20 protein-coding genes are annotated in these 24,066 nt (G+C 71.8%); 15 read left to right on the plus strand and 5 right to left on the minus strand.

Annotated elements, in window-relative coordinates:
- Positions 1 to 183 precede the first annotated feature (183 nt).
- From betA to ACQPXB_RS24050, 3 genes are read right to left on the minus strand one after another with little or no spacing between them, the layout of a single operon-like run.
- The gene (betA, locus tag ACQPXB_RS24040; RefSeq protein WP_432856155.1) at positions 184 to 1,842 is read right to left on the minus strand and encodes a choline dehydrogenase; all 1,659 of its coding nucleotides are present in this window, start codon (positions 1,840 to 1,842) and stop codon (positions 184 to 186) included.
- Positions 1,843 to 1,856: 14 nt separating this feature from the next.
- Positions 1,857 to 3,434: an amino acid permease gene (locus tag ACQPXB_RS24045; protein ID WP_432856158.1), complete on the minus strand. Its 1,578-nt coding sequence runs from the start codon at positions 3,432 to 3,434 to the stop codon at positions 1,857 to 1,859.
- A 35-nt stretch (positions 3,435 to 3,469) separates the two neighbouring features.
- Positions 3,470 to 4,936, minus strand: coding sequence for an aldehyde dehydrogenase family protein (locus ACQPXB_RS24050; RefSeq protein ID WP_432856161.1), 1,467 nt, complete (start codon positions 4,934 to 4,936; stop codon positions 3,470 to 3,472).
- Between the two features lie 197 nt (positions 4,937 to 5,133).
- On the opposite strand from ACQPXB_RS24050, the gene ACQPXB_RS24055 reads away from it, so the two are divergent.
- The 4 genes from ACQPXB_RS24055 (at position 5,134) to ACQPXB_RS24070 (ending at position 9,587) form a co-directional block, all read left to right on the plus strand.
- The gene (locus ACQPXB_RS24055; RefSeq protein WP_366581946.1) at positions 5,134 to 5,715 is read left to right on the plus strand and encodes a TetR/AcrR family transcriptional regulator; all 582 of its coding nucleotides are present in this window, start codon (positions 5,134 to 5,136) and stop codon (positions 5,713 to 5,715) included.
- 261 nt (positions 5,716 to 5,976) lie between these two features.
- Positions 5,977 to 7,098, plus strand: a complete 1,122-nt coding sequence (locus ACQPXB_RS24060; protein WP_432856165.1) for an aromatic ring-hydroxylating oxygenase subunit alpha — start codon at positions 5,977 to 5,979, stop codon at positions 7,096 to 7,098.
- Between the two features lie 31 nt (positions 7,099 to 7,129).
- Positions 7,130 to 7,888 (plus strand): IclR family transcriptional regulator, encoded by a 759-nt coding sequence (locus ACQPXB_RS24065; protein ID WP_432856168.1) that lies wholly within the window; start codon positions 7,130 to 7,132, stop codon positions 7,886 to 7,888.
- Positions 7,889 to 7,961: 73 nt separating this feature from the next.
- On the plus strand, positions 7,962 to 9,587 hold the full coding sequence (locus ACQPXB_RS24070) for a flavin-containing monooxygenase (RefSeq protein ID WP_432856171.1): 1,626 nt from the start codon (positions 7,962 to 7,964) through the stop codon (positions 9,585 to 9,587).
- A 21-nt stretch (positions 9,588 to 9,608) separates the two neighbouring features.
- On the opposite strand, the gene ACQPXB_RS24075 is transcribed toward ACQPXB_RS24070, so the two are convergent.
- Positions 9,609 to 10,271, minus strand: a complete 663-nt coding sequence (locus ACQPXB_RS24075) for a GntR family transcriptional regulator (protein ID WP_386945779.1) — start codon at positions 10,269 to 10,271, stop codon at positions 9,609 to 9,611.
- An 80-nt stretch (positions 10,272 to 10,351) separates the two neighbouring features.
- Here ACQPXB_RS24075 and glyA point away from each other — a divergent pair, with 80 nt between their 5' ends.
- From glyA to ACQPXB_RS24130, 11 genes are all read left to right on the plus strand, one after another.
- The gene (gene glyA, locus ACQPXB_RS24080) at positions 10,352 to 11,659 is read left to right on the plus strand and encodes a serine hydroxymethyltransferase (RefSeq protein ID WP_432856175.1); all 1,308 of its coding nucleotides are present in this window, start codon (positions 10,352 to 10,354) and stop codon (positions 11,657 to 11,659) included.
- Positions 11,656 to 12,888 (plus strand): sarcosine oxidase subunit beta family protein, encoded by a 1,233-nt coding sequence (locus tag ACQPXB_RS24085; protein WP_432856178.1) that lies wholly within the window; start codon positions 11,656 to 11,658, stop codon positions 12,886 to 12,888. The genes glyA and ACQPXB_RS24085 overlap by 4 nt, the downstream gene beginning before the upstream one ends.
- Before the next feature lie 9 nt (positions 12,889 to 12,897).
- Positions 12,898 to 13,176, plus strand: coding sequence for a sarcosine oxidase subunit delta (locus tag ACQPXB_RS24090; protein WP_432856180.1), 279 nt, complete (start codon positions 12,898 to 12,900; stop codon positions 13,174 to 13,176).
- Positions 13,173 to 15,806: a 2Fe-2S iron-sulfur cluster-binding protein gene (locus ACQPXB_RS24095; protein WP_432856182.1), complete on the plus strand. Its 2,634-nt coding sequence runs from the start codon at positions 13,173 to 13,175 to the stop codon at positions 15,804 to 15,806. The genes ACQPXB_RS24090 and ACQPXB_RS24095 overlap by 4 nt, the downstream gene beginning before the upstream one ends.
- Positions 15,796 to 16,422, plus strand: coding sequence for a sarcosine oxidase subunit gamma (locus ACQPXB_RS24100; RefSeq protein WP_432856185.1), 627 nt, complete (start codon positions 15,796 to 15,798; stop codon positions 16,420 to 16,422). Before ACQPXB_RS24095 ends, ACQPXB_RS24100 begins: the two co-directional genes overlap by 11 nt.
- A complete protein-coding gene (gene purU, locus ACQPXB_RS24105; protein ID WP_432856188.1) occupies positions 16,407 to 17,249 on the plus strand; it encodes a formyltetrahydrofolate deformylase in 843 nt (280 codons plus the stop codon). Before ACQPXB_RS24100 ends, purU begins: the two co-directional genes overlap by 16 nt.
- Before the next feature lie 11 nt (positions 17,250 to 17,260).
- Positions 17,261 to 19,705, plus strand: a complete 2,445-nt coding sequence (locus ACQPXB_RS24110; RefSeq protein ID WP_432856191.1) for a GcvT family protein — start codon at positions 17,261 to 17,263, stop codon at positions 19,703 to 19,705.
- A gap of 27 nt (positions 19,706 to 19,732) precedes the next feature.
- On the plus strand, positions 19,733 to 20,212 hold the full coding sequence (locus ACQPXB_RS24115) for a hypothetical protein (protein WP_432856194.1): 480 nt from the start codon (positions 19,733 to 19,735) through the stop codon (positions 20,210 to 20,212).
- Between the two features lie 58 nt (positions 20,213 to 20,270).
- Positions 20,271 to 21,107, plus strand: a complete 837-nt coding sequence (locus ACQPXB_RS24120) for an oxidoreductase (protein WP_432856197.1) — start codon at positions 20,271 to 20,273, stop codon at positions 21,105 to 21,107.
- A 226-nt stretch (positions 21,108 to 21,333) separates the two neighbouring features.
- Positions 21,334 to 21,495 carry a hypothetical protein gene (locus tag ACQPXB_RS24125; RefSeq protein ID WP_432856200.1) on the plus strand — a complete coding sequence of 54 codons (162 nt, stop codon included), beginning with the start codon at positions 21,334 to 21,336 and terminating at the stop codon, positions 21,493 to 21,495.
- Between the two features lie 80 nt (positions 21,496 to 21,575).
- A complete protein-coding gene (locus ACQPXB_RS24130; protein WP_432856203.1) occupies positions 21,576 to 22,580 on the plus strand; it encodes a zinc-dependent alcohol dehydrogenase in 1,005 nt (334 codons plus the stop codon).
- Between the two features lie 48 nt (positions 22,581 to 22,628).
- Here ACQPXB_RS24130 and ACQPXB_RS24135 read toward each other — a convergent pair whose 3' ends face one another.
- The gene (locus ACQPXB_RS24135) at positions 22,629 to 24,065 is read right to left on the minus strand and encodes a glycoside hydrolase family 3 protein (protein ID WP_432856206.1); all 1,437 of its coding nucleotides are present in this window, start codon (positions 24,063 to 24,065) and stop codon (positions 22,629 to 22,631) included.
- Position 24,066: the final 1 nt, after the last annotated feature.

Below are 24,066 nucleotides of genomic sequence, written 5' to 3' on the forward strand. Positions count from 1 at the left end.
GGTGGACGGTTTGACTGTTGCGTATGAGGGAACGCGGAACGCGATACGCAACAAGTCTGAGTGCGCGGGCGGGGCGTCGTCAAGGGGTGCCCGGGGTCCGATCGGGACGGATTTTGTGCCCTGTCCGCAGACACGCCAGAGACCCGTGCGCCGCGCAGGCACACGGGTCCGGCCGGCCGGCGGTTACGCGGGACTGTGGCGGTAGAAGGGCTGCTTGATCGGCGCGAGCGGGGTGTTGCCGAGGATCAGGTCCGCGGACTTCTCGGCGGTCATCATCACCGGTGCGTAGATGTTGCCGTTGGGGATGTAGGGCAGCACCGACGCGTCGACCACCCGCAGGCCCTCGGTGCCGTGCACGCGCATGCTGCCCGGGTCCACCACGGACAGCTCGTCCACGCCCATCTTCGCGGTGCACGAGGGGTGCAGCGCGGTCTCGGCGTCCTTGGCGACCCAGTCGAGGATCTCCTCGTCGGTCTCCACCGCGGGCCCGGGCGAGATCTCGCCGCCGTTGAACGGGTCGAGCGCGCTCTGGTTGAGGATCTTGCGCGCCACCCGCACGGCCTCCACCCACTCGCGGCGGTCGTTCTCCGTGGACAGGTAGTTGAACCGCAGCGCCGGGTGCTCGCGCGGATCGGTGGAGGTGATCTTCACCGTTCCGCGGGTGTCGGCGTACATCGGCCCGACGTGCACCTGGTAGCCGTGCCCGCCCGCCGGCACGGAGCCGTCGTAGCGGATGGCGATGGGCAGGAAGTGGAACATCAGGTTGGGATAGGCCACCTCGTCGTTGCTGCGGACGAACCCGCCGCCTTCGAAGTGGTTGGTGGCGGCCGGTCCCGAGCGCAGGAACAGCCACTGCGCGCCGATCCACGGCCGCTTCCACTTCGCGAGCGAAGGCTGCATCGACACGGGCTGCTTGCACGCGTACTGGATGTAGACCTCGAGGTGGTCCTGCAGGTTCTCGCCGACGCCCGGCACGTCGCGCACCACGTCGACGCCCAGCTTCTCCAGCTCGGCCGCGTTGCCGACACCGGAGAGCTGCAGCAGCTGCGGCGTGTTGATCGCGCCGCCGCACAGGATGATCTCCTTGCCGTACACCTCACCCGGCGCGCCGCGGCCCTGGGCGTACTCGACGCCGATCGCGCGGGTGCCGTCGAAGAGGATCTGCGACACGAACGCACGGGTCTTCACCGTGAGGTTCTTGCGGTGCAGCACCGGGTGCAGGTACGCGCGGGCGGCCGAGAGGCGCCGTCCTTTGCGGACGTTGCGGTCGAAGGCGGCGAAACCCTCCTGCCGGAAGCCGTTCACGTCGTCGGTGCGCGGGTAGCCCGCCTGCACCGCGGCGTCGAAGAAGGCCTCGAACAACGGGTTCGTCGCCGGGCCGCGTTCCAGCTCGAGCGGGCCGTCGTGGCCACGCCACGGCCCGTCCGGCGCGTCGGCGAGGCAGTTCTCCATGCGGCGGAAGTACGGCAGGCAGTGGGCGTAGTCCCATTCGGACATCCCCGGGTCACCCGCCCAGCGCTCGTAGTCGAGCGGGTTGCCGCGCTGGAAGATCATCCCGTTGATGCTGCTGGACCCGCCGAGCACCTTGCCGCGCGCGTGGTAGATCCGCCGCCGGTTCATGTGCGGCTCGGGTTCGCTGCGGTAGCCCCAGTCGTAGTACTTGCTGCCGATGGGGAACGTCAGCGCGGCGGGCATGTGGATGAACACGTCCCACTTCGCGTCTTCGCGACCGGCTTCGAGAACCAGCACCTTCGTCGCGGGGTCGGCGGAGAGGCGGTTGGCGAGCGCGCAGCCCGCGGACCCACCGCCGACGATGACGAAGTCGTAGGTCTCGGTACTCATGTCTCCTCCTTCTCTCAGCCGGTCACGGAACCGGGCGCCGGGGTGTCCGGCTGGTGTTCGGGGCTCGTGTGCGTAGCCGCCCAGTGCCTGCGGCGCACCCACAGCAGGACCCCGCCCACGAGCACGATCAGCCCCGTGATGAGCACCGCGCCCCACTGGAAGTACCAGTGGTCGTCGCCGTAGACCTCGGCCCGCGGCCAGATCAGGTTGATCGTCATGCCCGCGCCGTAGAGGACCGCGACGAAGTTCACGAGCGTGCCCCAGCGGCCGAGCTTGAAGTACGGGCCGTGCCCGGGGCGCGGCCACTGCCCGCGCAGGCGGCGCACCAGCATCGGGCCGGTGACCATCAGGTAGGGGATGTAGAACAGGATGATCGCCGTCGAGGTGAGCACGAAGAACGCGCGCTGGTTGCCGAGGTTGATCAGCAGCACCACCACGGTGAGCCCGCCGGTGATCAGCGCCGGCAGGATCGGCGTCTTCGAGCGCGGCGACACCTTCGCCAGCGCCTTGCTGAACGGCAGCCGCCCGTCGCGCGCCATCGCGAACGTCATGCGGATCGCGGCGGTCTGCACGGCCAGGCAGCACACGGTGATCGCGATGGCCGAGCAGATCAGGAACGCGTCGCCGAGGCCGGTGCCGAGCGTGCTCTTGAGCAGGTACGGCATGCCGGACGTGGAGAGCTCCTCGGCGTTGAGGTCGCCGACGGCCATCATGCCGACGAGCATCATCAGCCCGCCCACGATGAAGGCGGCCGTGATCGCGCGGATGATGGCCCGGGGCGCGTGCTTGCGCGGCTGCGTGGTCTCCTCGGCGAGCGAGCCCGCGGTGTCGAAGCCGTAGAACACATACGCGCTCATCAGCGATGCGACCAGGAACGCGCCGAGGTACCCGAGCGACTGGCCGTCGCCGGTGCCGTGGGTGTCGAACACCAGGCCGGGGCCACGCTTGATGTGCACGGCGAGCGCGATGATCAGCAGGACGCTCGCGCCGAGCTCCACCGCCACGCCGAAGTTGTTGATCTTCGCCATCAGCTTCACGCCGATGATGTTCACGATCGTCGCGAACACCACGAGCACGAGCGCGAGGATGATCGCGTTCTGCGCGCCGCCGGGCGTGGAGGTGAGGCCGGCGTCGGAGTCGCTGCCGACGATCTGGAACGCGGTGGAGACCTGCGGCAGGATGATCTGGTACGCGACCGCGACGGCCGCGGCGGTCACGATCGCGCCGATGATCATGATCCAGCCCGCGAGCCACGACGTCGCGGGTTTCGCGATCTGCTTGGCCCACTGGTACACCGAACCGGCGAGCGGGAACTGCCCGGCCAGCTCGGCGAAGCACAGCGCCACGGCCAGCTGGCCGATGAACACGAGCGGCCAGGTCCAGATGAAGGCCGGGCCGCCCGAGCCGAAGCCGAAGAAGAACAGCTGGAACACGCCGGTCATGATCGAGATGTAGCTGAACCCGGCGGCGAAGCTGGAGAAGGAGCCGAGGGAACGCTCGAGCTCCTGGCGGTAGCCGAACTTGGCGAGCTCGGAGCTGTCGGAGTGGTCCCCGGCGGACCCCCCGCCCGCCGGCTTGGATCGTGTGGTCATGGTTCGTCGTCCTCGAAGGTGGTGGGGGAGGGGAATCAGCCTTTGAACCAGCGCTGCGGTACGGGATCGATGTTGTGGTAGACGTGCTTGGTCTCGCGGTACTCCGCCAGCCCCGAAGGGCCGAGCTCACGGCCGATGCCCGACCGGCCGAACCCGCCCCACTCCGCCTGCGGCAGGTAGGGGTGGTAGTCGTTGATCCACACGGTGCCGTGGCGAAGTGCCCCGGCCACGCGCTGCGCCCGCCCGGCGTCCGACGTCCACACGGCACCGGCCAGCCCGTAGTCGGTGTCGTTGGCGAGTGTGATCGCCTCGGCCTCGTCGGTGAACCGCTCGACGGTCACCACCGGCCCGAAGACCTCCTCCCGCACCACGGCCATTTCGCGGGTGCAGCCGGAGAACACGGTGGGGCGCAGGAAGAACCCCCGCTGCAACGCGGGATCGTCGGGCCGGCCGCCGCCCGCGAGCAGCGTCGCGCCCGCTTCGATCGCACCTGCGATGTAGCCCTCGACTTTCGCCCGGTGCTGTTCGGACACGAGCGGGCCCGCTTCGCTGGCGGGGTCGAGCCCGTCGCCGACGCGGATCCGGTCGGCCCGCGCGGCGAGCTCGGCGACGAAGCGGTCGTGTACGCCGTCCTGCACGATCAGCCGCGCGCCGGCCGAACAGACCTGTCCGGAGTGGACGAACGCGGCGGCCAGCGCGTAGTCGAGCGCGGTCTCGAAATCGGCGTCGTCGAACACCACGTTGGGGTTCTTGCCGCCCAGTTCGAGCGCCACACGCCGGACTCCGCGCGCGGCCGCGGCCATGATCTTCTCGCCCGTGGCGAGCCCGCCGGTGAACGACACGAGGTCGACGCCGGCGTGCTCCACCATTGCCGCGCCGACCGCGCCCGGGCCGAGCAGCAGGTTCACCACCCCGGCCGGCACGCCCGCTTCTTCGGCGAGCGCGACGAGCCGGATCGTGGACAGCGGGGTGACCTCACTCGGCTTGAGCACGGTGGTGTTGCCCGCGGCCAGCGCCGGGGCGAGCTTCCACGACATCTGCAGCAGCGGGTAGTTCCACGGCGCGATGAGCGCGCAGACGCCCACCGGCTCGTGGGTGATCCGGCTGATCGCGCGCGGGTCGCCGGTGTCCACCACCCGGCCGGCGTCGTGCGCGGCGAGGGCGGCGTAGTAGCGGAAGACCGCGGTGACGTCGTCGATGTCGATGCGGCCCTCGGCGAGGGTCTTGCCGGTGTCGAGCGTTTCGGTGCGGGCCAGGTCCTCGCGGTCGCGCTGCAGCAGCGCGGCGATGCGGGTGAGCAGGTCCGCGCGGTCGGCCGCGGTCGTTCTTCGCCAGGGCCCGCCGTCGAACGCGCGGCGGGCCGCGGTCACGGCGGCGCCGACCTCGGCGGGACCCGCCACGGCCACGGTGGCCAGCACCTCGCCGTTGGCCGGGTTGAGCACTTCCGAGCGCGCCTCGCCGGCGGCTTCGGTCCAGATTCCGTCGATGTGGAGGTCCTTCATCAGGCCTTCCCAAGCAGCTCGCGGAGCCTTTTGCCACGCGGGGTGTGACGCGCGGCACTTCGAGTGCGTACATTTGTACGCTAAGCGTGTACACATGTCCACAACGAGTTCTCGGAGCCGACACCGGGCGTTCGCGCGAGGCCGTGCGACGATCAGCGGTGCCCGACGAGACCGGTGAGTGAAGGAGCTTGGCGGCGATGACGACGCGTGACACCGCCGGGCGCAGGAAGCTGCGCGGCCCCAACGACCCCGAGCGGCGGGCCCGGATCGCGAAGGCGGCCATCGAGGTCGTAGCCGAACGCGGCATCGACGGGCTGACCCACCGCGCCGTCGCGGCCGCCGCCGGGGTGCCGCTCGGCTCCACGACCTACCACTTCGCGACGCTGGACGACCTGCTCGAGGTGGCGCTGCACGAAGCCGCCGCGAACAACGTGCGCGAGCTTCAGGAGTGGGAGCAGGCGCTCGACCCGGAAGCCGACTTCGCCGCGGCGCTGGCCGATCTGGTGATGGGCTACATCCACGAGCTCTACCCGCACACGGTCGTCGAGTACGACCTCTACGTCGCCGCCCTGCACCGGCCGCGGTTGCGTCCGGCGAGCGCGGCGTGGGACGACGCGCTGATCAAGCTCTTCTCCACCCGCACCGACCCGCTCACCGGGCGGCTGCTCGCCGGATTGTTCTGCGGCCTGCTCATGCAGGCGGCGCTGGCCGACCCGCAGCCGGCCCGGCCGGAGATCGAAGCCCTCTTCCGGCGGGCCATCGAAGGTCCCTCGGCCTGACGGGTTTTCGTTGGGGTTGAGCCGAAACCGGTTCCGCGCACCGGTTTCCCGGCCGCGTCCGGTAATCGGGTGACGCGAAAATCCCGTCCTTGACAGCGCCCTCGAGCGCCCGCATTGTGTTCCGGAGAGAGCAACGCGGCGCGCCCTGTGCAACATCAACGCCGGTGGCTCTCCCCATGACTTCTGCCGGTCACGCACCCGGCGCTTCCCGCACTCCCGCACTCCCGCACCGACCGTCCCGCCCCGAGAGGAGCACCGCCGGTGACCACCACCGACCTCCCGCAGAGCCTCCTGCCGACGCTGACCGGCCGCCACTACACCGACCCGGAGATCTTCGCCCGCGAGCAGGAGCGGATCTTCGAAACGGACTGGTTCTGCGCCGTGCGCACCGCGGACCTGCCGACCGCGGGGACCTTCGAGACGGTGCAGATCGGCCGCGAGAGCGTGCTCGTCGCCCGCGGCCGCGACGGCAAGGTGAACGCGTTCCTCAACGTGTGCCGCCACCGCGGCGCCCGCCTGTGCACCGACCGGAGCGGGCAGGTGAAGCGCGCGTTCCAGTGCATGTACCACGCGTGGACCTACGGCCTCGACGGCAAGCTCATCGCCGCGCCGAACCTCACCGGCATGCCCGACGTCGACCGCACCGAGTACGGGCTCACGAAGCTCGCCGTGCGCGAGTGGCTCGGGTACGCGTGGGTGTGCCTGGCCGAGGAACCGCCGTCGTTCGAGGCCACGGTGATGGCCGACGTCTCGGAGCGGCTCGGCGGCCCGGGGGAGATCGCGGCGTACGGGCTCGAGGGGCTCGCGCTCGGCCGGCGCATCGAGTACGACGTGAAGGCCAACTGGAAGCAGATCATCGAGAACTTCATGGAGTGCTACCACTGCGCGACGATCCACCCGGAGCTCACCGAGGTGCTGCCGGAGTTCGCCGACGGCTACGCCGCGCAGTACTACGTGGGCCACGGCGCGGAGTTCGGCGAGCAGATCGCCGGGTTCACCGTGGACGGCAGCGCCGGCGTCACGCGGCTGCCGGGCGTGGGGGAGCACCAGGACCGCCGGTACTACGCGATCACCATCCGGCCGCAGGTGTTCGTGAACCTCGTGCCGGACCACGTGATCCTGCACCGGATGTTCCCGCTGGCCCCCGACCGCACCCTCGTGGTGTGCGACTGGCTCTACCTGCCGGAGGTCGTGGAGTCCGGAGTGGACCTCGACCGCTCCGTGGAGCTGTTCCACCGCGTGAACCTGCAGGACTTCGAGGCGTGCGAACGCTGCCAGCTCGCGATGGACTCGCGCTCCTACGCGCGCGGCGGGGTCCTCGTGCCGAGCGAGCACCACATCGGCGCGTTCCACGACTGGGTCCGCGCGCGGACCGAAGGCTAGGTCCGGCGCCGCGCGGCGGTAGCGTGACCGCGTGACCGGTGTGGAGCAGGGTGGTGAGACGACGCTGAGCCGGGCCACCCGGGTCCTCGAGGTGTTCGGCCCCGCGACGCCGCGGCTGTCCGCCTCCGAGATCGCCCGCCGCACCGGGATCCCCATGGCTTCCACCCACCGTCTCGTCGCGCAGATGGTCGAACTCGGGTTGCTCGAGAAGGGGCCGGACAAGCTGCTGCGCGTGGGCGTGCGGCTGTGGGAGCTGGGCTGGCGTTCGACAGCGGCGCTCGGGCTGCGCAACGTCGCCCTGCCCTACCTCGAAGACCTCCACGCGGTGGTGCGCCAGCACACCCAGCTCGCCGTGCTGGACAGCTTCGACGTGCTCTACCTCGAACGGCTCAGCGCCCGTGGCCGCACGACGGTGAACATCACCCGCGTCGCGGGCCGGCTGCCGGTGCACACGTGCTCGTCCGGGCTCGTGCTGCTCGCGTTCGGCCCGAAGGACCTCCAGGAGGACGTGCTCGCGCAACCACGCCTGTCCGCCTACACCTCCGCGACGATCACCGATCCGAAGGACCTGCGCCGCGCCCTCGCCCACACCCGGCGGATCGGCGGCGCGGTCCAGCGCGGCTCGGTGCACCCGGCGGCCGCGGGGATCGCCGCGCCGATCCGCGACCACGCGAACGTCGTCGTGGCGGCGGTGTCGGTGATCGTGCCGAATTCCCCTTCGGACGTTTCGGCCGCCACGCCGGCCGTGCTGGCCACCGCTCGCGGCATCAGCCGCGCACTTTCTCGCTGAACGGGAAACGGTGTGGTCCTCGCCCGCCCCGACCGCCGATCGTGGCGGGGCACGGCGAGCAGGAAGGCGGACCATGACGACCACCCGGACACCCGCGGCGACCTCGACCGGACGGCTCGACGCCGTGGTGGTGGGCGCCGGCTTCACCGGCCTGTACCTGCTCGACCGCTTGCTGCGCCTCGGGTTCTCGGTCCGCCTGTTCGAAGCGGGTTCGGGCGTCGGCGGCACCTGGTTCCACAACCGCTACCCCGGCGCCCGCTGCGACATCGAGAGCATGGACTACTCGTATTCGTTCGACGACGACCTCCAGCAGCAGTGGATCTGGCACGAGCGCTACGCCGGGCAGCCGGAACTGCTGCGCTACCTCGACCACGTCGCCGACCGCTACGAGCTGCGCCCGCACATCACCCTCGACGCCCGAGTCACCAGCGCGCATTTCGACGACGCCACGGCGGAATGGACCGTCACCACGCAGACCGGCGAATCCGTCGTGGCGCGCTGGTGCCTGATGGCGACCGGCTGCCTGACCGTGGCCCAGGTGCCGGAGTTCCCGGGGCTCGAGAGCTTCGCCGGACAGTGGTTCCACACCGGTGACTGGCCGAGGGGGCCCGTCGACTTCTCGGGGCGGCGCGTCGGCGTGATCGGCACCGGCTCGTCCGGCACCCAGCTCATCCCGATCGTCGCCGAGCAGGCCGAGCACCTGCACGTGTTCCAGCGCACGGCCAACTACTGCATGCCGGCGCGCAACCGGCCGCTCGGCACCCGGGAAGAGGCGCTGTGGAAGGCGGAATATCCCGAGCGGCGCGCGCGGGCGCGGGTGTCGGGATTCGGGCACAGCCAGCCGCAGAACCCGAACCGGTACCGCGATCTCACCGCCGCGCAACGGCTTGACGAGCTCGAGTCCCGGTGGCAGTCCGGCGGGCTCTACATGATGCGGGCGTTCCAGGACGTGCTCACCGACCCCGAGGCGAACGAGGCCACCGCCGAGTTCGTGCGGGGCAAGATCCGGGCCACCGTCGAGGACCCCCGGGTGGCGGAACTCCTCGTCCCGAAGGGCTTCCCCTTCGGGACCAAGCGGCTCTGCTCGGGAACCGGGTACTACGAGACGTTCAACCGGGACAACGTGTCCCTGGTCGACGTGCGCTCCGCGCCGATCGAGGCCATCACCCCGACGGGGCTGCGCACCGCCGCCGCGGACTACGACCTCGACGTCCTCGTGTTCGCCACGGGATTCGACGCGATGACCGGGTCGCTGTCGCGGATGGACATCCGCGGTGCCGGTGGCCGGCCGCTCACCGAAAAGTGGGCCGCCGGCCCGCGCACCTACCTCGGCCTCTCCGTGGCAGGCTTCCCCAACCTGTTCCTGCTCACCGGCCCCGGCAGCCCCTCGGTGTTCAGCAACATGGTCAACTCGGCCGAGCAGCACGTCGAGTGGGTGGCCGGTTTCCTCGACCACGCCCGCGAGCACCGGGTGCGCCGGGCCGAGGCCACCGTCGAGGCCGAGGACGCCTGGGTCGACCACGTCCGGGACGCGGCGGAGGCGACCCTCTACGCCCGCTCGACCGAGACGTGGTTCTTCGGCGCGAACACGCCCGGCAAACCCCGGGTGTTCATGCCCTACGTCGGCGGGGTCGGTGCCTACCGCCGGCGGGCCGACGAGATCGCGGCCGACGGGTACCGCGGATTCCTGCTGTCCTGACCGGAATCCGGCGGGCCCGCCTCAGATCAGCGCGCGGATCGCCGCCTCGAACCCGGTCACGTGGTCGAGCGTGAGATCGGCGGCCTTCTTCGCGTCGCCCTCGATGATCGCCGTGAGCAGCGGCACGTGTTCGTTCACGTGGCCGGCCATGCCGCGCAGGCGCGGCAGGAACACGCACCAGATGCGGGTGGCGAGGTTGTCGTAGTGGATCAGGGTGTCCTCGAGGAACGGGTTGTGCACGCAGCCGTAGATCGCACGGTGCAGTTCGAGGTCGGTGCGCAGCAGTTCGGTGTTGCCGGCGGGGTTCGCCGCGTCGAGCTGCTCGCGCAGCACCGTGAGGCCCGCTCGGTCCGCCTCCGACGCGCGTTCGGCCGCGGCCGCCGTCGCCATCGGCTCCAGCGTGCGGCGCACCTCCGAGATGTGTGCGAGGTCGGAGATGTTCACGTCGGTGGCGAAGGTGCCGCGGCGCGGGTAGGCGACCACGAGGTGCTCGGTCTCGAGGCGTTTGAGCGCCTCGCGCACCGGCGTGCGGCCCATGCCGAGCGTGCTGCCGAGCCAGTCTTCGTTGATCGGGTCGCCCGGTTTGATGTCGAGCATGACGAGGCGGTCGCGGATGAACAGGTAGGCCTGTTCCGCGAGTGACGGGCCGCTGACCGGGATCGGGCTGTTGACCTGGGTGCGCACCCCGCCTACCCTACATCGAAGATTGATATATCAGAAGTCGACCAGCCAGTTCTGAGTTCAGCGAACGGAAGCAGGCAGGAATGACCTCGACGATCGGGAAAGCGGCCGCCGTGCTCGGCCGTTCCCTGCGGGACTTCGACCCGGACGTGGCCGCCGCGATCGGTGCGGAGCTGCGCCGCCAGCAGGCGACGCTGGAGATGATCGCCAGCGAGAACTTCGCGCCGAGGTCGGTGCTGCAGGCCCAGGGCTCCGTGCTCACCAACAAGTACGCCGAGGGCTACCCCGGCCGGCGCTACTACGGCGGGTGCGAGCACGTGGACGTGCTGGAGAACCTGGCCCGCGAGCGCGTGAAGGAGCTCTTCGGTGCCCGCTTCGCCAACGTCCAGCCGCATTCGGGCGCGCAGGCCAACGCCGCGGCCATGGCCGCGCTGCTCAAGCCCGGCGACCGCATCCTCGGCCTCTCGCTCGCCCACGGCGGGCACCTCACCCACGGCATGCGGATCAACTTCTCCGGCCTGCTCTACGAAGTCTCGGCCTACGAGGTGTCCGAAACGGACTTCCGGGTGGACCTGGACGAGGTCGCGCGGCTCGCGCGGGAGCACCGGCCGAAGCTGATCATCGCCGGCTGGTCGGCCTACCCGCGGCAGCTGGACTTCGCGCGGTTCCGCGAGATCGCCGACGAGGCCGGCGCGTACCTGATGGTCGACATGGCCCACTTCGCCGGCCTCGTGGCCGCCGGGCTGCACCCGTCGCCGGTGCCCCACGCGCACGTCACGACCACGACCACGCACAAGACCCTCGGCGGCCCGCGGGGCGGCGTCGTGCTGACGAACGACCCCGAGCTGTCGAAGAAGGTGAACTCCGCGGTGTTCCCGGGCCAGCAGGGCGGCCCGCTGGAGCACGTGATCGCGGCGAAGGCGGTGGCGTTCAAGATGGCCGCCGAACCGGAGTTCGCCGAGCGCCAGCGGCGGACACTGCGCGGCGCGAAGCTGCTCGCCGAACGCCTGCTGGCCGAGGACACCGCGGCCGCCGGGATCTCCGTACTGACCGGCGGCACCGACGTGCACCTGGTGCTCGTGGACCTTCGCGATTCCGTTTTGGACGGTAAGCAGGCCGAGGACCGCCTGCACTCGGTGGGGATCACCGTCAACCGCAACGCCGTGCCGTTCGACCCGCGCCCGCCGATGGTCACCTCCGGCATCCGGATCGGCACCCCGGCCCTGGCCACCCGCGGCTTCGGTGCCGACGAGTTCCGCGAGGTCGCGGACATCGTCGCCACGGCGCTGCTGCCGAGCTTCGACGAGATCGTCGCCGGGAAGCTGCGGGCCCGAGTCGCCGCCCTCACCGAGAAGTTCCCGCTCTACCCGGACTCGGAGGCCCCGCAGTGACCCCGACGGCTCCCGGTGCCGACCTGCCCGACCACCCCGACTTCCTCTGGGACAACCCGGAACCGAAGAGCTCCTACGACGTCGTCGTGGTCGGCGGCGGTGGCCACGGCCTCGCCACCGCCTACTACCTCGCGAAGGTCCACGGCATCACCAACGTCGCCGTACTGGAGAAGGGCTGGCTCGCGGGCGGCAACATGGCGCGCAACACCACCATCATCCGCTCCAACTACCTGTGGGACGAGAGCTCCGGCATCTACGAGCACTCGCTGAAGCTGTGGGAAGGCCTCGAAGAGGACCTCGGCTACCCGATCCTGTTCAGCCAGCGCGGCGTGCTCAACCTCGCGCACAGCCTGCAGGACGTGCGCGACAGCGTCCGCCGCGTGGAGGCCAACAAGCTCAACGGCATCGACGCCGAGTGGGTCGACGCGGCGGGCGTCAAGGAGATCTGCCCGATCGTCAACACCTCGCCCGACGTGCGCTACCCGGTGCTGGGCGCCACCTACCAGCCGCGCGCGGGGATCGCGAAGCACGACTACGTGGCGTGGGGCTTCGCGCGCGCCGCGGCCGCGCTGGGGGTGGACCTCATCCAGGACTGCGAGGTCACCGGCATCGAGACCGCGGCCGGCCGGGTCACCGCCGTGGACACGACTCGCGGCCGGATCGCGGCGGGCAAGGTCGCGCTGTGCGCCGCCGGGCACTCGTCCGTGGTCGCGAAGCTGGCGGGGTTCGACCTGCCGCTGGTGTCGCACCCGTTGCAGGCCTTGGTGTCGGAGCTGCTCGAACCGGTGCACCCGACCGTGGTGATGTCGAACGCGGTGCACGTCTACGTGTCCCAGGCGCACAAGGGCGAGCTCGTGATGGGCGCCGGCATCGACTCCTACGCCGGCTACGGCCAGCGCGGCGCGTTCCACATCATCGAGGACCAGATGGCCGCCGCGCTGGAGCTGTTCCCGGTGTTCGCGCGGGCGCACCTGCTGCGCACGTGGGCCGGGATCGTGGACGTCACGCCCGACGCGTCGCCGATCGTCGGCCTCACGCCCGTGGAGAACCTCTACGTCAACTGCGGCTGGGGCACCGGCGGGTTCAAGGCCACGCCCGGCGTCGGCGACTGCTTCGCCCACACTGTGGCGAAGGGCAAGCCGCACCCGTACACCGAGCCGTTCACCCTCGACCGGTTCACCACCGGCGCCCTCGTCGACGAGCACGGCGCCGCTGCCGTCGCCCATTAGGAGCTCCCTGTGCAACTCATCCCGTGCCCGTGGTGCGGTCCCCGCGAGGAGACCGAGTTCCACTACGGCGGCCAGGCGCACGTCGCCTACCCGCAGGATCCGGCCGCACTGTCCGATGAGGACTGGGCGAGGTTCGTCTTCTTCCGCGCCAACCCGAGCGGTCCGCTGCCCGAGCGGTGGACCCACAGCGCGGGCTGCCGCCGCTGGTTCAACGCCGTGCGCGACACCCGCACCCACGACCTCCTGGCGGTCTACCGCCTCGACGAGACCAGGCCGGTGATCCCGTGACCCGGCTGCCCGGCCGCGGCGCCGTCGACCGCGCCGCCCCGCTGAAGTTCACCTTCGACGGCCGCGAGCTGACCGGCTTCCGCGGCGACACCCTCGCTTCGGCCCTGCTCGCCAACGGCGTGCACCAGGTGGCCACGAGCATCAAGTACGGGCGCCCGCGTGGCATCCTCGCGGCGGGCGTCGAGGACGCGACCGCGCTCGTGCAGATCGAAGCGCCGTTCCCGGAGCCGATGCTCAGCGCGACCACCGTCGAGCTGTACGACGGCCTGGTCGCCCGCGGCCTGCCCGGGCAGGGCCGGCTCGCCGCCGGGCCCGACCCGGCGCGTTACGACGCCAAGCACATCCACTGCGAAGTCCTGGTCGTCGGCGCCGGGCCGGCCGGGCTGGCCGCCGCGGCCGAGGCCTCCGGCCGCGTGCTCCTGGTCGACGACCGGCCCGAGCCGAGCGGGGAGATCCCCGACGGCGTCCGGTTCCTCTCCCGCACGACGGCGTTCGGCGCGTACGACGACGGGTTCGTGCTGGCGCTGGAACGCCGTGGTGAGAACGCGGCACCCGAGCGGATGTCACGCCAGCGGGTGTGGCGGATCCGCGCGAAACGGATTGTGCTCGCGACCGGCGCGCACGAGCGTCCCGTGGTGTTCCCCGACAACGACCGGCCCGGCATCATGCTCGCCGGCGCCGCGCGGACGTACCTGAACCGCTACGGCGTGCTCGCCGGGCAGCGCGCGGTCGTGTTCACCACGAACGACAGCGCGTACGACGCCGCTTTCGACCTGGCCGACGCCGGAGCGGAGATCGCGGTGATCGCCGACGCGCGGCACATCGTGTCCGCCCGGCTGAGGGAGGACGCCGCGGCCCGGGGCATCGAGATCCGGACCGGGCACGGGGTCGTCGGCACCGCCGGCGGTGACCGCATCACGTCGGCGGTCGTCGCGGAACTCGGGGCCACGCAAGGGGATCGCTTCGCCTGCGACCTGCTGCTCGTGTCCGGCGGCTGGAACCCGGCCGTGCACCTGTTCAGCCAGGCCCGCGGTACGCTGCGCTACGCCCCCGAGCTCGGCGCCTACGTGCCCGACGGTGACCTGCCGGCCGTGCGCGTGGTCGGCAGTGCCGCGGGGGAAGGCCTGCCGGAGGCGAAGGTGCTGTGGCAGGTCCCGGCCGCGGAGTCCGAAGTGGACACCCGGTTCGTCGACCTGCAGCGCGACGCCACCGTGTCCGACGTCCTGCGCGCGACCGGCGCCGGCCTGCGGTCGCTGGAGCACGTGAAGCGCTACACGACCATCGGCACCGCACACGACCAGGGCAAGACTTCCGGGCTGCTCGCGGCGGGCATCACCGCCGAGGCGCTCGGGCGCGACCTGGCCGGGCAGCGGCCGACGACGTTCCGCCCGCCGTACACCTCGGTGTCGTTCGCCGCACTGGCCGGGCGCAACCGCGGCGAACTGCACGACCCGGTGCGGGTGACGGCGCTTCACCCGTGGCACGTCGAGCACGGCGCGGAGTTCGAGAACGTCGGCCAGTGGAAGCGGCCGTGGTACTACCCGCGGCCCGGTGAGGACCTCGAAACGGCGGTGCTGCGGGAATGCCGCGCGGCCCGCACCGGCGTCGCGCTCATGGACGGCTCCACGCTCGGCAAGATCGACGTGCAGGGCCCGGACGCCGCGGCGTTCCTCGACCTGCTCTACACGAACCTGATGAGCTCGCTGCAGGTCGGCCGCATCCGCTACGGCGTGATGTGCGGCGTCGACGGCATGGTGATCGACGACGGCACCGTGATCCGCGTGGCCGAGGACCGGTTCCTCGTCACCACGACCACCGGCAACGCCGCGATGGTGCTGGAGTGGATGGAGGAGTGGCTGCAGACGGAGTGGCCGCACCTGTGCGTGTTCGCCACGTCGGTGACCGAGCACTGGGCCACGATCCCGCTCGTCGGCCCGCGGTCCCGCGCGGTGCTGGCGAAGGTCGCGCCGGGCCTCGACGTGTCGAACGACGCCTTCGGCTTCATGACCTGGCAGGACGCGCTGGTCGCCGGGATCGACGCGCGCGTCTGCCGGATCAGCTTCTCGGGTGAGCTGGCGTACGAGATCAACGTGCCCGCCTGGCACGGGATCACGCTGTGGGAAGCGCTGCTGGCGGCCGGCGCCGAAGACGGAATCACGCCGTACGGCACGGAAACCATGCACGTGCTGCGTGCCGAGAAGGGCTACCCGATCATCGGCCAGGAGACCGACGCCACGGTGACGCCGCAGGATCTCGGCATGAGCTGGGCCGTGTCGAAGAAGAAGCCCGACTTCCTCGGCAAGCGGTCCTTCACCCGCGCGGAGAACCTGCGGCCCGACCGCAAGCAGCTCGTCGGCCTGCTGCCGCAGGACCCCGCCGTGCTGCTGCCGGAGGGCTCGCAGCTGATCGAGACCGACCACGTACCCGAGCCGCCCGTGCGCATGCTCGGCCACGTCACGTCCAGCTACCGTAGCGCCGCGCTGGGCCGCACGTTCGCCCTCGCCCTGCTGCGGTCCGGCCGGGAACGCGTCGGCCAGACGCTGTACGTGCCGGTGGGCGACGCCGTGGTGCCGGTGACCGTGACCGAGTCCGTGCTGTTCGACAAGGAGGGGACCCGTCGTGACGGTTGACCTGATGCGCCGCGCCCCGCTCGCGGGCCACGCGGCGGCGCTGGCGACTCTCGGGCCCGCCGTGGTCGCGGAGGAACGGCCGTTCCGGACGCAGCTGACCGTGCGGGTGCGCGAAGGCCACGATGCCGTGGGGGAGGTGCTGGGGGTGCCGTTGCCGGCCGAGCCGTGCACCTTCGCCTCGGGTGCCGGTCCCTTCGGCACCGTCGACGTGGCGTGGCTGGGCCCGGACGAATATCTGGTCCTCGCCGAGCCCGGCGCGGTGACCGAAGCGGATCTGCGGCCGGCGATCGGAGTGGGCGCGGTGACCGACACGTCGGCGCAGCGCACCACTGTCCGGCTGGCCGGCCCGGCGGTGCGCGACGTGCTCGCGCACGGCTGCGCGATCGACCTGGACCCGGCCGTGTCGCCGCCCGGGACCTGCGTGCAGACGTTGCTGGCCCGCACGGGAATCGTGCTGCTGGTCCGCGAAGCCGGCGAGTTCACCGTGCTCGTGCGCCAGTCCTTCGCGCCCTACTTCGCCGCCTGGCTGGCCGACGCCGCCACCGAGTACACCCACGAACCCGTGTACACCGAGGAGGCCGTGTACACCGAGGAGGCACCGTGGCCTTCACACTGACGCTCAAGTGCCCGGAACGCGCGGGCATCGTCCACGCCGTCACCACGTTCCTGCTGGAACGCGGCTGCGACATCGTCGAGCACCAGCAGTTCGACGACGACGTGCGCGGCTCCCTGTTCCTGCGCACCTCCTTCACGTGTTCCGTACCGGCCACTGTGGACGATCTCCGGCGCGCGTTCGTGCCGGTGGCCGGTGACTTCGGCATGGAGTTCGAGTTCGCCGACGGCACGCCGCCGCGGGTGCTGGTGATGGTGTCGAAGTTCGGGCACTGCCTCAGCGACCTGCTGTTCCGGTGGCGCGCCGGCAGCCTGGGCGCGGAGATCGCGCTGGTGGTGTCGAACCACGAAGACCTGCGTCCGATGGTCGAGGCCGCCAGGGTGCGGTTCGAGCACGTGCCGGTGACGCCGGCGACGAAGGCCGGGGCCGAGCAGCGGCTGCTGGACCTGCTGTGGGAACACGAGATCGACCTCGTCGTGCTCGCCCGGTACATGCAGGTGCTCTCGGACGAGCTGTGCGGCAAGCTCGCGGGCCGCGCGATCAACATCCACCACTCGTTCCTGCCGGGGTTCAAGGGCGCGAAGCCGTATCACCAGGCCTACGACCGGGGCGTGAAGTACGTGGGCGCGACCGCGCACTACGTGACGCCCGACCTCGACGAGGGCCCGATCATCGAGCAGGAGGTGCAGCGGGTGGACCACACGTACTCGCCCCGGGAGCTGGTCACCGTCGGACGTGACGCGGAGGCGCTCGCCCTGTCGCGAGCGGTCCGCTGGCACAGCGAACGCCGCGTCCTGCTCAACGGCAACAGCACCGTCGTCTTCCGGTAAGGAGTTCCGCCATGACCCGAGTCGTGATCATCGGCGCCGGCATCGTGGGCGCCAACCTCGCCGACGAGCTCACCGCGCGCGGCTGGACCGACGTCACCGTGCTGGACCAGGGGCCGCTGCCGCTCACCGGCGGCTCCACCTCGCACGCGCCCGGTCTCGTGTTCCAGACCAACCCGTCCAAGACGATGACCGAGTTCGCGCGCTACACCGTCGAGAAGTTCAGCGGCCTGGAGGTCGACGGGCTGCCGTGCTTCAACCAGGTCGGCGGCATGGAGGTGGCGAGCACGCCGGCGCGGTGGCAGGACCTGCACCGCAAGCACGGCTGGGCCACGTCGTGGGGGGTCGAGGCGCACCTGATCGACGTTGACGAGTGCCTGCGGCGCTGGCCACTGCTCGACGGTTCGCGAATCCACGGCGCGCTGTACGTGCCGACCGACGGGCTGGCGAAAGCGTCGCGCGCGGTCGTCGCGCTGGCCCGCCGCGCCGAGTCGCGGGGCGCGCGGTTCGTGGGGTCGACGAAGGTGACCGGCCTCAAGCAGGCCGGTGGCCGGGTGACCGGCGTCGAGACGGACCAGGGCGAGTTCTCCGCGGACATCGTGGTGTCGTGCGCCGGGTTCTGGGGCGTCGAGTTGGGCGCGCTGGCGGGGATGTCGGTGCCGCTGCTGCCGCTCGCGCACCAGTACGCGAAGACCGGCCAGGTCGCGGAACTGGTGGGACGCAACACGGAGGCGAGCGAGGCGAGCCTGCCGATCCTGCGCCACCAGGACCAGGACCTGTACTTCCGCGAGCACGTGGACCGGCTCGGCATCGGCTCGTACGCGCACCGGCCGATGCCCGTCGAACCCACCGGCGTGGCCGGCGAGGTGACGGAGACGTCGATGCCCTCGATGCTGCCGTTCACCGACGAGGACTTCGCGCCGTCGTGGGAGGAGAGCAAGCTGCTGCTGCCCGCGCTCGGCCGGACGAAGGTCGAGGAGGGCTTCAACGGCATCTTCTCCTTCACCCCCGACGGTGGGTCGCTGGTGGGGGAGTCGGAGCACGTGCGCGGGTTCTGGATCGCCGAGGCGGTGTGGGTGACGCATTCGGCCGGTATCGCCAAGGCCGTGGCGGAGCTGCTCGTGCACGGCCGTGCCGAGACGGACCTGCACGAGGTGGACGTGCACCGGTTCGAGGAGGTGCAGCTCGCGCCGGAGTACGTCCGCGAGACGTCGCAGCAGAACTTCGTGGAGATCTACGACGTGCTGCACCCGTTGCAGCCCAAGCTTTCGCCGCGCGACCTGCGGGTGAGCCCGTTCCACGTCCGGCAGCGCGAGCTCGGCGCGGTGTTCCTGGAGGCGGGCGGGTGGGAGCGGCCGCACTGGTTCGAGGCCAACGCACCGCTGCTGAAGAAGCTGCCGCACGAGTACCTGCCGCCGGCGCGTGACGCGTGGGCGGGGCAGTTCCACTCACCGATCGTGGCGGCGGAGGCGTGGCACACGCGCAACGGGGTGGCGCTGTACGACATGACACCGCTCAAGCGCGTGGAGGTGAGCGGGCCCGGCGCGCTGGAGTTCCTGCAGGGGCTGACGACGAACCAGCTCGACAAGTCCGTCGGGTCGGTGACCTACACGCTGATGCTCGACGACGCCGGTGGGGTGCGCAGTGATGTCACGGTGGCACGGCTGGAGCCTGCGGTGTTCCAGGTGGGGATCAACGGGAACATCGATGTCGCGTACCTGAACTCGCTGGCGCCGGACGGGGTCCGCGTCCGGGACATCACCGGGGGCACGTGCTGTGTCGGCGTGTGGGGACCGCTCGCGCGGGACCTGGTGCAGCCGCTGTCGGCGGAGGACTTCTCGCACGCGGGGCTGAAGTACTTCCGGGCGCGCTCGGCGCGGATCGCCGGGGTGCCGGTGACGGCGATGCGACTGTCCTATGTGGGCGAGCTCGGCTGGGAGATCTACACCTCGGCGGACAACGGCCTGCGGTTGTGGGACGCGCTGTGGGCGGCGGGGCAGTCCCTCGGCGTGATCGCGGCGGGGCGGGCGGCGTTCAACAGCCTGCGGCTGGAGAAGGGCTACCGGCTGTGGGGCACGGACATGACCACCGAGCACGATCCGTACAAGGCCGGGGTCGGGTTCGCCGTTCGCCCGGCGAAAGGTCCGTTCGCGGGGCGGGCGGCGATCGAGGGCCGTTCGGAGGAGACGGCCGCGCGGCGGCTGCGGTGCCTGACCGTCGACGACGGGCGGACGGTGGTGCTGGGCAAGGAGCCGGTGTTCGTCGACGGTGCGGCCGCGGGATACGTGACGAGCGCGGCGTACGGCTACACCATCGGGCGGCCGATCGCGTACGCCTGGCTGCCGGGGACCGTCGGCATCGGGGACGCGGTGGAGATCGAGTACTTCGGCCGTCGGGTCGCGGCGACGGTGGCCGCGGAACCGCTGGTCGACCCGGGCATGGAACGCATTCGACGCTGAGAGGGCATTTTCATGCGGGATCAGATCATGAGCGAGTTCCTGAAGTCCCTGGCGACGCCGCCGGTCGGGCCCGCGGTGCCGGCGGGCGGGACCGTCGCGGCGCTCGCGCTGGCCCAGGCCGCGGCCCTGCTGGCGCGTACCGGCGACGGTGCGGGCGGCGGCTGGATGCACGGGCTGCGGCTGGCCGAGCAGGACGCGTTCGCGGTGCGGACGGCGGATCTCGAGGCCTGGCGGCCCTCGGCGGACGTGATCACCGCGGCGGCCTCGGTGCTGGCCGCGGCCGAGCGCCGGCTGTCCGAGGTGGGCGGCGCGGCGCTGCTCGACGTGGCGGCCGCGGCCGAGGCGGTGCGCTCGGCCGTGGTGATCGCGCGGGTGGCGATCGAGAGCCGGACGGATCCGGTGCCGGCGCTCGGGGTGGAGGCGCTCGGGGTGGAGGAGCTCGTCACGCGGGCGGAGCGGATCACGGAGGCGGTGCGGAGTGGTCTAACTAACCAACTGGTTGGTTGACGGGTTGCTCGGATCGGTGTCTGATGGAGAGGTAGGCACGAACTCCCGGAAGGCACTCATGTCCAAGACCTGGCTCATCACCGGCAGCTCCCGCGGCTTCGGGCGGGAGCTGGCGAACGCGGTCCTCGACCACGGCGACCGGCTCGTCGCGACCGCTCGCCGGCCCGAACAGCTCGACGACCTCGTGGCTCGCCACGGCGACCGCGTGCGCGCCCTCGCCCTCGACGTCACCGACCCGGCCGCCGCCCGCGCGGCCGTGCAGGCGGCGGTCGACGCGTTCGGCTCGCTCGACGTCGTGGTGAACAACGCCGGCTACGCCAACTCCGCACCCATCGAAGACATGCCCGACGACGACTTCCGCGCCCAGGTGGACGCGAACTTCTACGGCGTCGTCAACGTCACCAAGGCCGCCCTGCCGATCCTGCGCGCCCAGCGCTCGGGGCACATCGTGCAGTTCTCCTCCGTCGGCGGCCGCGTCGGCGGCTCACCCGGCATGGGCGCCTACCAGGCCGCGAAGTTCGCCGTCGAGGGCTTCTCGGAGGTGCTGGCCAACGAGGTCGCCCCCTTCGGCGTCAAGGTGACCATCATCGAGCCCGGCGCCTTCCGCACCGACTGGGCCGGCTCCTCCATGCGCGTCGACCCGGTGCGCCCCGAGTACGACGAGACGGTCGGCGCCATGAACCGCCGCCGCACCGACTCCGCCACCTGGCCCGGCGACCCCGCCCGCGCCGCGCGCATCATCATCGACGTCGTCGACCACACCGACCCGCCCCGCCGCCTCCTGCTGGGCGCCGGCGCGGTGGAGCTGGCCGCGCGCTCGTCCGCCGAACGCGCGGCGGAGGCCGAGAAGTGGGCCGACGTGAGCCGCTCGGCGGACTTCCCGCCGGGGGAGTGACTGTGCTGACCCGGCGCTCCGTTCCGGTGTTTGCTCGGGGTGCGGCGGTCGACCTGGCCACGCCTCATTGGCCACGAAGCCTCCGGCAGGCTGAAAAGTAGGCGATCCTGCGATGTTCGATCGACTCCTGCCGGGCGAGTGATGCCAGGATGTTCGATCCGCCGCGCCGTCTCGCATCGCGCGCGACGCCGGCCGCGTCCGACCTGGAATCCTGCCCGATGCTGGTGTGCGCAGCCGAGTACCGGGCGCGCGTGCCGAGCCGCCCCGCAGCCTCCTGCTGGGCGCCGGCGCGGTGGACTTGGCGGCGCGCTCGTCCGCCGAACGCGCGGCGGAGGCCGAGAAGTGGGCCGACGTGAGCCGTTCGGCGGACTTCCCGCCGGGGGAGTGACGTCGGCCCCTCGAAGGAGTCGCGGGGCCGGCGCGGGGCACTAGCATCGGGCGCATGAGTGGATGCGCTGGGTTCCGGCAGTGAGGGCCTTCGTCGTCACCGGGCCCGGTGAGGCCGGGGTGGCCGAGGTGCCCGAGCCGGTCGCGGTGATGGGCGAGGTCGTGGTGGCCGTGGAGCGCGCCGGGGTGTGTGGCACCGACTTCGAGTTTTTCACCGGCGAGATGCACTACCTCGCCGACGGCCAGGCGCGCTACCCGATGCGGATCGGGCACGAGTGGTGCGGCACGGTGGTCGAGACGGGGGAGGGCGTGCACCCCGCGTGGGTGGGGCGGCGGGTCGTCGGCGACACGATGCTCGGGTGCGGGCAGTGCCGGCGGTGCCGCGGCGGTCACCAGCACGTGTGCGCGAACCGGCAGGAGGTCGGGATCCGCGGCGGGCGGGCCGGGGCGCTGGCGGAGAAGATCGCGGTGCCGGTGACGTCGCTGCACGAGCTGCCCCCGCACCTCGACGCGACGGCCGGCGCGCTGGTGGAGCCCGGCGGGAACGCGCTGCGGGCGGCGCAGGCCGCATTGGGCGAGAAGGACGGGATGCGGGTCGCGGTCTACGGGCCGGGCACGATCGGGCTGCTCACCGCGATGTTCCTGCGCGCGGCCGGCGCCGAGGTCCACCTGGTCGGCGTCACGGCCGACTCCATCGCCTTCGCCCGCGGGCTGGGGTTCTCCGCGGCCGCCGAGCCGCCCGCGCCGCCGGTGGACGCGGTCGTGGACGCCACCAGCGACCCGGCCGTCCCGGCGGCCGCGCTGGAGCTGGTGGAGCCGTCGGGCCGGATCGTCTACATCGGACTCGCCGGGGAACCGAGCGGGATCGACACGCGGCAGCTGGCACTGAAGGACGTGACGGCCGTCGGGATCCTCAGCGCGTCACCCGGGCTCGAGGCGGCCATCGACCGCTACGCCGACGGGGACGTCGACCCACGGCCCATCGTCGCGGCGACGGTGGGGCTGCACGAGGTCGCCGGCGTCTTCGCCGGGCGCCGCCCGCCGGGCGCGGGGCCGAAAATCCTCGTTGACCCGAACCGGATGTGAAGGCCGGTCCGTGGGCCCGGGTCGGGGCACCGCGCCCACGGACCGGGGTCAGGCGAGGAACTCCGCGGCCGCGCGCAGGCTCACGTACGAGCCGCTGAACGTGTCGATCCGCGGCCCCGAGCCCGCCGGCCCGGGCACCCCGGTCTCGACGCGGATGTAGTCCACATCGGACAGTTCCGCGAGGAACGCGAGCACCGCCGGATGCCGGTGCGCCTCGCGCGTCACCACGACCACGCTCGCGAACTCCCGAGCCCGGGCCCGCACCACCTCGGCGTCGGCGGGCGACACGGTCAGCGCGACTGTTCCCGGTACCAGCGAGGTCAGGTGCGGGCCCAGGCCCCACGGCATCGGGCCGGCCGCGATCGTCGGGTCGGTGCCGACGTCGACGACCAGCGGCGCACCCGCCAGCCGGGGCGAGCCCTGGATCCGCAGCGCCGCGCGAGCCGCCGAGAGGCCGAGCGTGTAGTCGACCGGCTGCAGCTCGGCGGGTGTCGGCGACGTGCCCAGCGCCGCGGTGCGGGCCGCCGCGTCCGCCAGCCGCTCCGCGGAAAGCGTCCCGTCCGAAACCGCGGCCACGATCGCGGCCGTGATGGCGTCCAGTGTGTCCGCCTCGAACGCCGCGCCGCCGATGCACAACGCGTCGGCGCCCGCGGCCAGGGCCCGAACGGCCGCACTGCCGAGGCCGTCGTGCCGGCCGTAGGCGCCCGAGACCGCGCCCATCTCGAGCGCGTCCGTGATCACCGCGCCGTCGAAGCCCAGCTCGCCCCGCAGCACGTCGGTGAGCGCGACCCGGTTCAACGTCGCCGGTTCGTCACCCCAGGCCCGAACCACGAGGTGGCCCGACATGATCGACCGCACGCCCGCCGAGATCGCCGCGGCGAACGGTACCAGCTCGATCTCCCGCAGCTCCTCGACCGTCCGCGGCAGCACGGGCAGCGCCACGTGCGAATCCTCCGTCGCCGCACCGTGGCCGGGGAAGTGCTTCGCACACGCGGCCACGCCGTACTTCTGCAGCCCCGTCACGAACGCCGCCACGTGCGGCGACGCCTTGGCCGGGTCGGACCCGAACGCGCGCACCCCGATGATCGGGTCCTCGGCCGCCAGCGTCAGGTCCGCGCACGGCGCCAGGTTCACCGTCACGCCGCACGCGGCCAGCCGCTCGCCGAGCGCCGCCGCGACCGCCGTGGTGAGCTCCGGGTCGTCGGCCGCGCCCAGCGCGAGCGGGCCGGGCACGAACGAGCCGGTGTTCACGTCGAGGCGGGTGACGTCGCCGCCCTCCTCGTCGATGCCTACCACCACGTCGTCGCGTTCGGCCCGCAGCGCCGTGGTCAACGCCGCCACCTGCGCGTCGTCGACCACGTTGCGCCCGAACAGGATCACGCCACCGAGGCCCTCGCCCAGGCGGCGCCGCAACCAGTCCGGCGCCGTCGTGCCCGCGAAACCGGGCAGCAGCACCGCTTCCGCCCACGCCCGAGGATCAGACATC

This window comes from Amycolatopsis sp. CA-161197 (genome assembly GCF_050942255.1).
GTDB lineage: Bacteria > Actinomycetota > Actinomycetes > Mycobacteriales > Pseudonocardiaceae > Amycolatopsis.

Bases quoted from the DNA above. Each gene is read 5' to 3' on its own strand.
- betA (WP_432856155.1), bottom strand. From the start codon at position 1,842: ATGAGTACCGAGACCTACGACTTCGTCATCGTCGGCGGTGGGTCCGCG.
- ACQPXB_RS24045 (WP_432856158.1), bottom strand. From the start codon at position 3,434: ATGACCACACGATCCAAGCCGGCGGGCGGGGGGTCCGCCGGGGACCAC.
- ACQPXB_RS24050 (WP_432856161.1), bottom strand. From the start codon at position 4,936: ATGAAGGACCTCCACATCGACGGAATCTGGACCGAAGCCGCCGGCGAG.
- ACQPXB_RS24055 (WP_366581946.1), top strand. From the start codon at position 5,134: ATGACGACGCGTGACACCGCCGGGCGCAGGAAGCTGCGCGGCCCCAAC.
- ACQPXB_RS24070 (WP_432856171.1), top strand. From the start codon at position 7,962: ATGACGACCACCCGGACACCCGCGGCGACCTCGACCGGACGGCTCGAC.
- glyA (WP_432856175.1), top strand. From the start codon at position 10,352: ATGACCTCGACGATCGGGAAAGCGGCCGCCGTGCTCGGCCGTTCCCTG.
- ACQPXB_RS24110 (WP_432856191.1), top strand. From the start codon at position 17,261: ATGACCCGAGTCGTGATCATCGGCGCCGGCATCGTGGGCGCCAACCTC.
- ACQPXB_RS24115 (WP_432856194.1), top strand. From the start codon at position 19,733: ATGAGCGAGTTCCTGAAGTCCCTGGCGACGCCGCCGGTCGGGCCCGCG.
- ACQPXB_RS24120 (WP_432856197.1), top strand. From the start codon at position 20,271: ATGTCCAAGACCTGGCTCATCACCGGCAGCTCCCGCGGCTTCGGGCGG.
- ACQPXB_RS24135 (WP_432856206.1), bottom strand. From the start codon at position 24,065: ATGTCTGATCCTCGGGCGTGGGCGGAAGCGGTGCTGCTGCCCGGTTTC.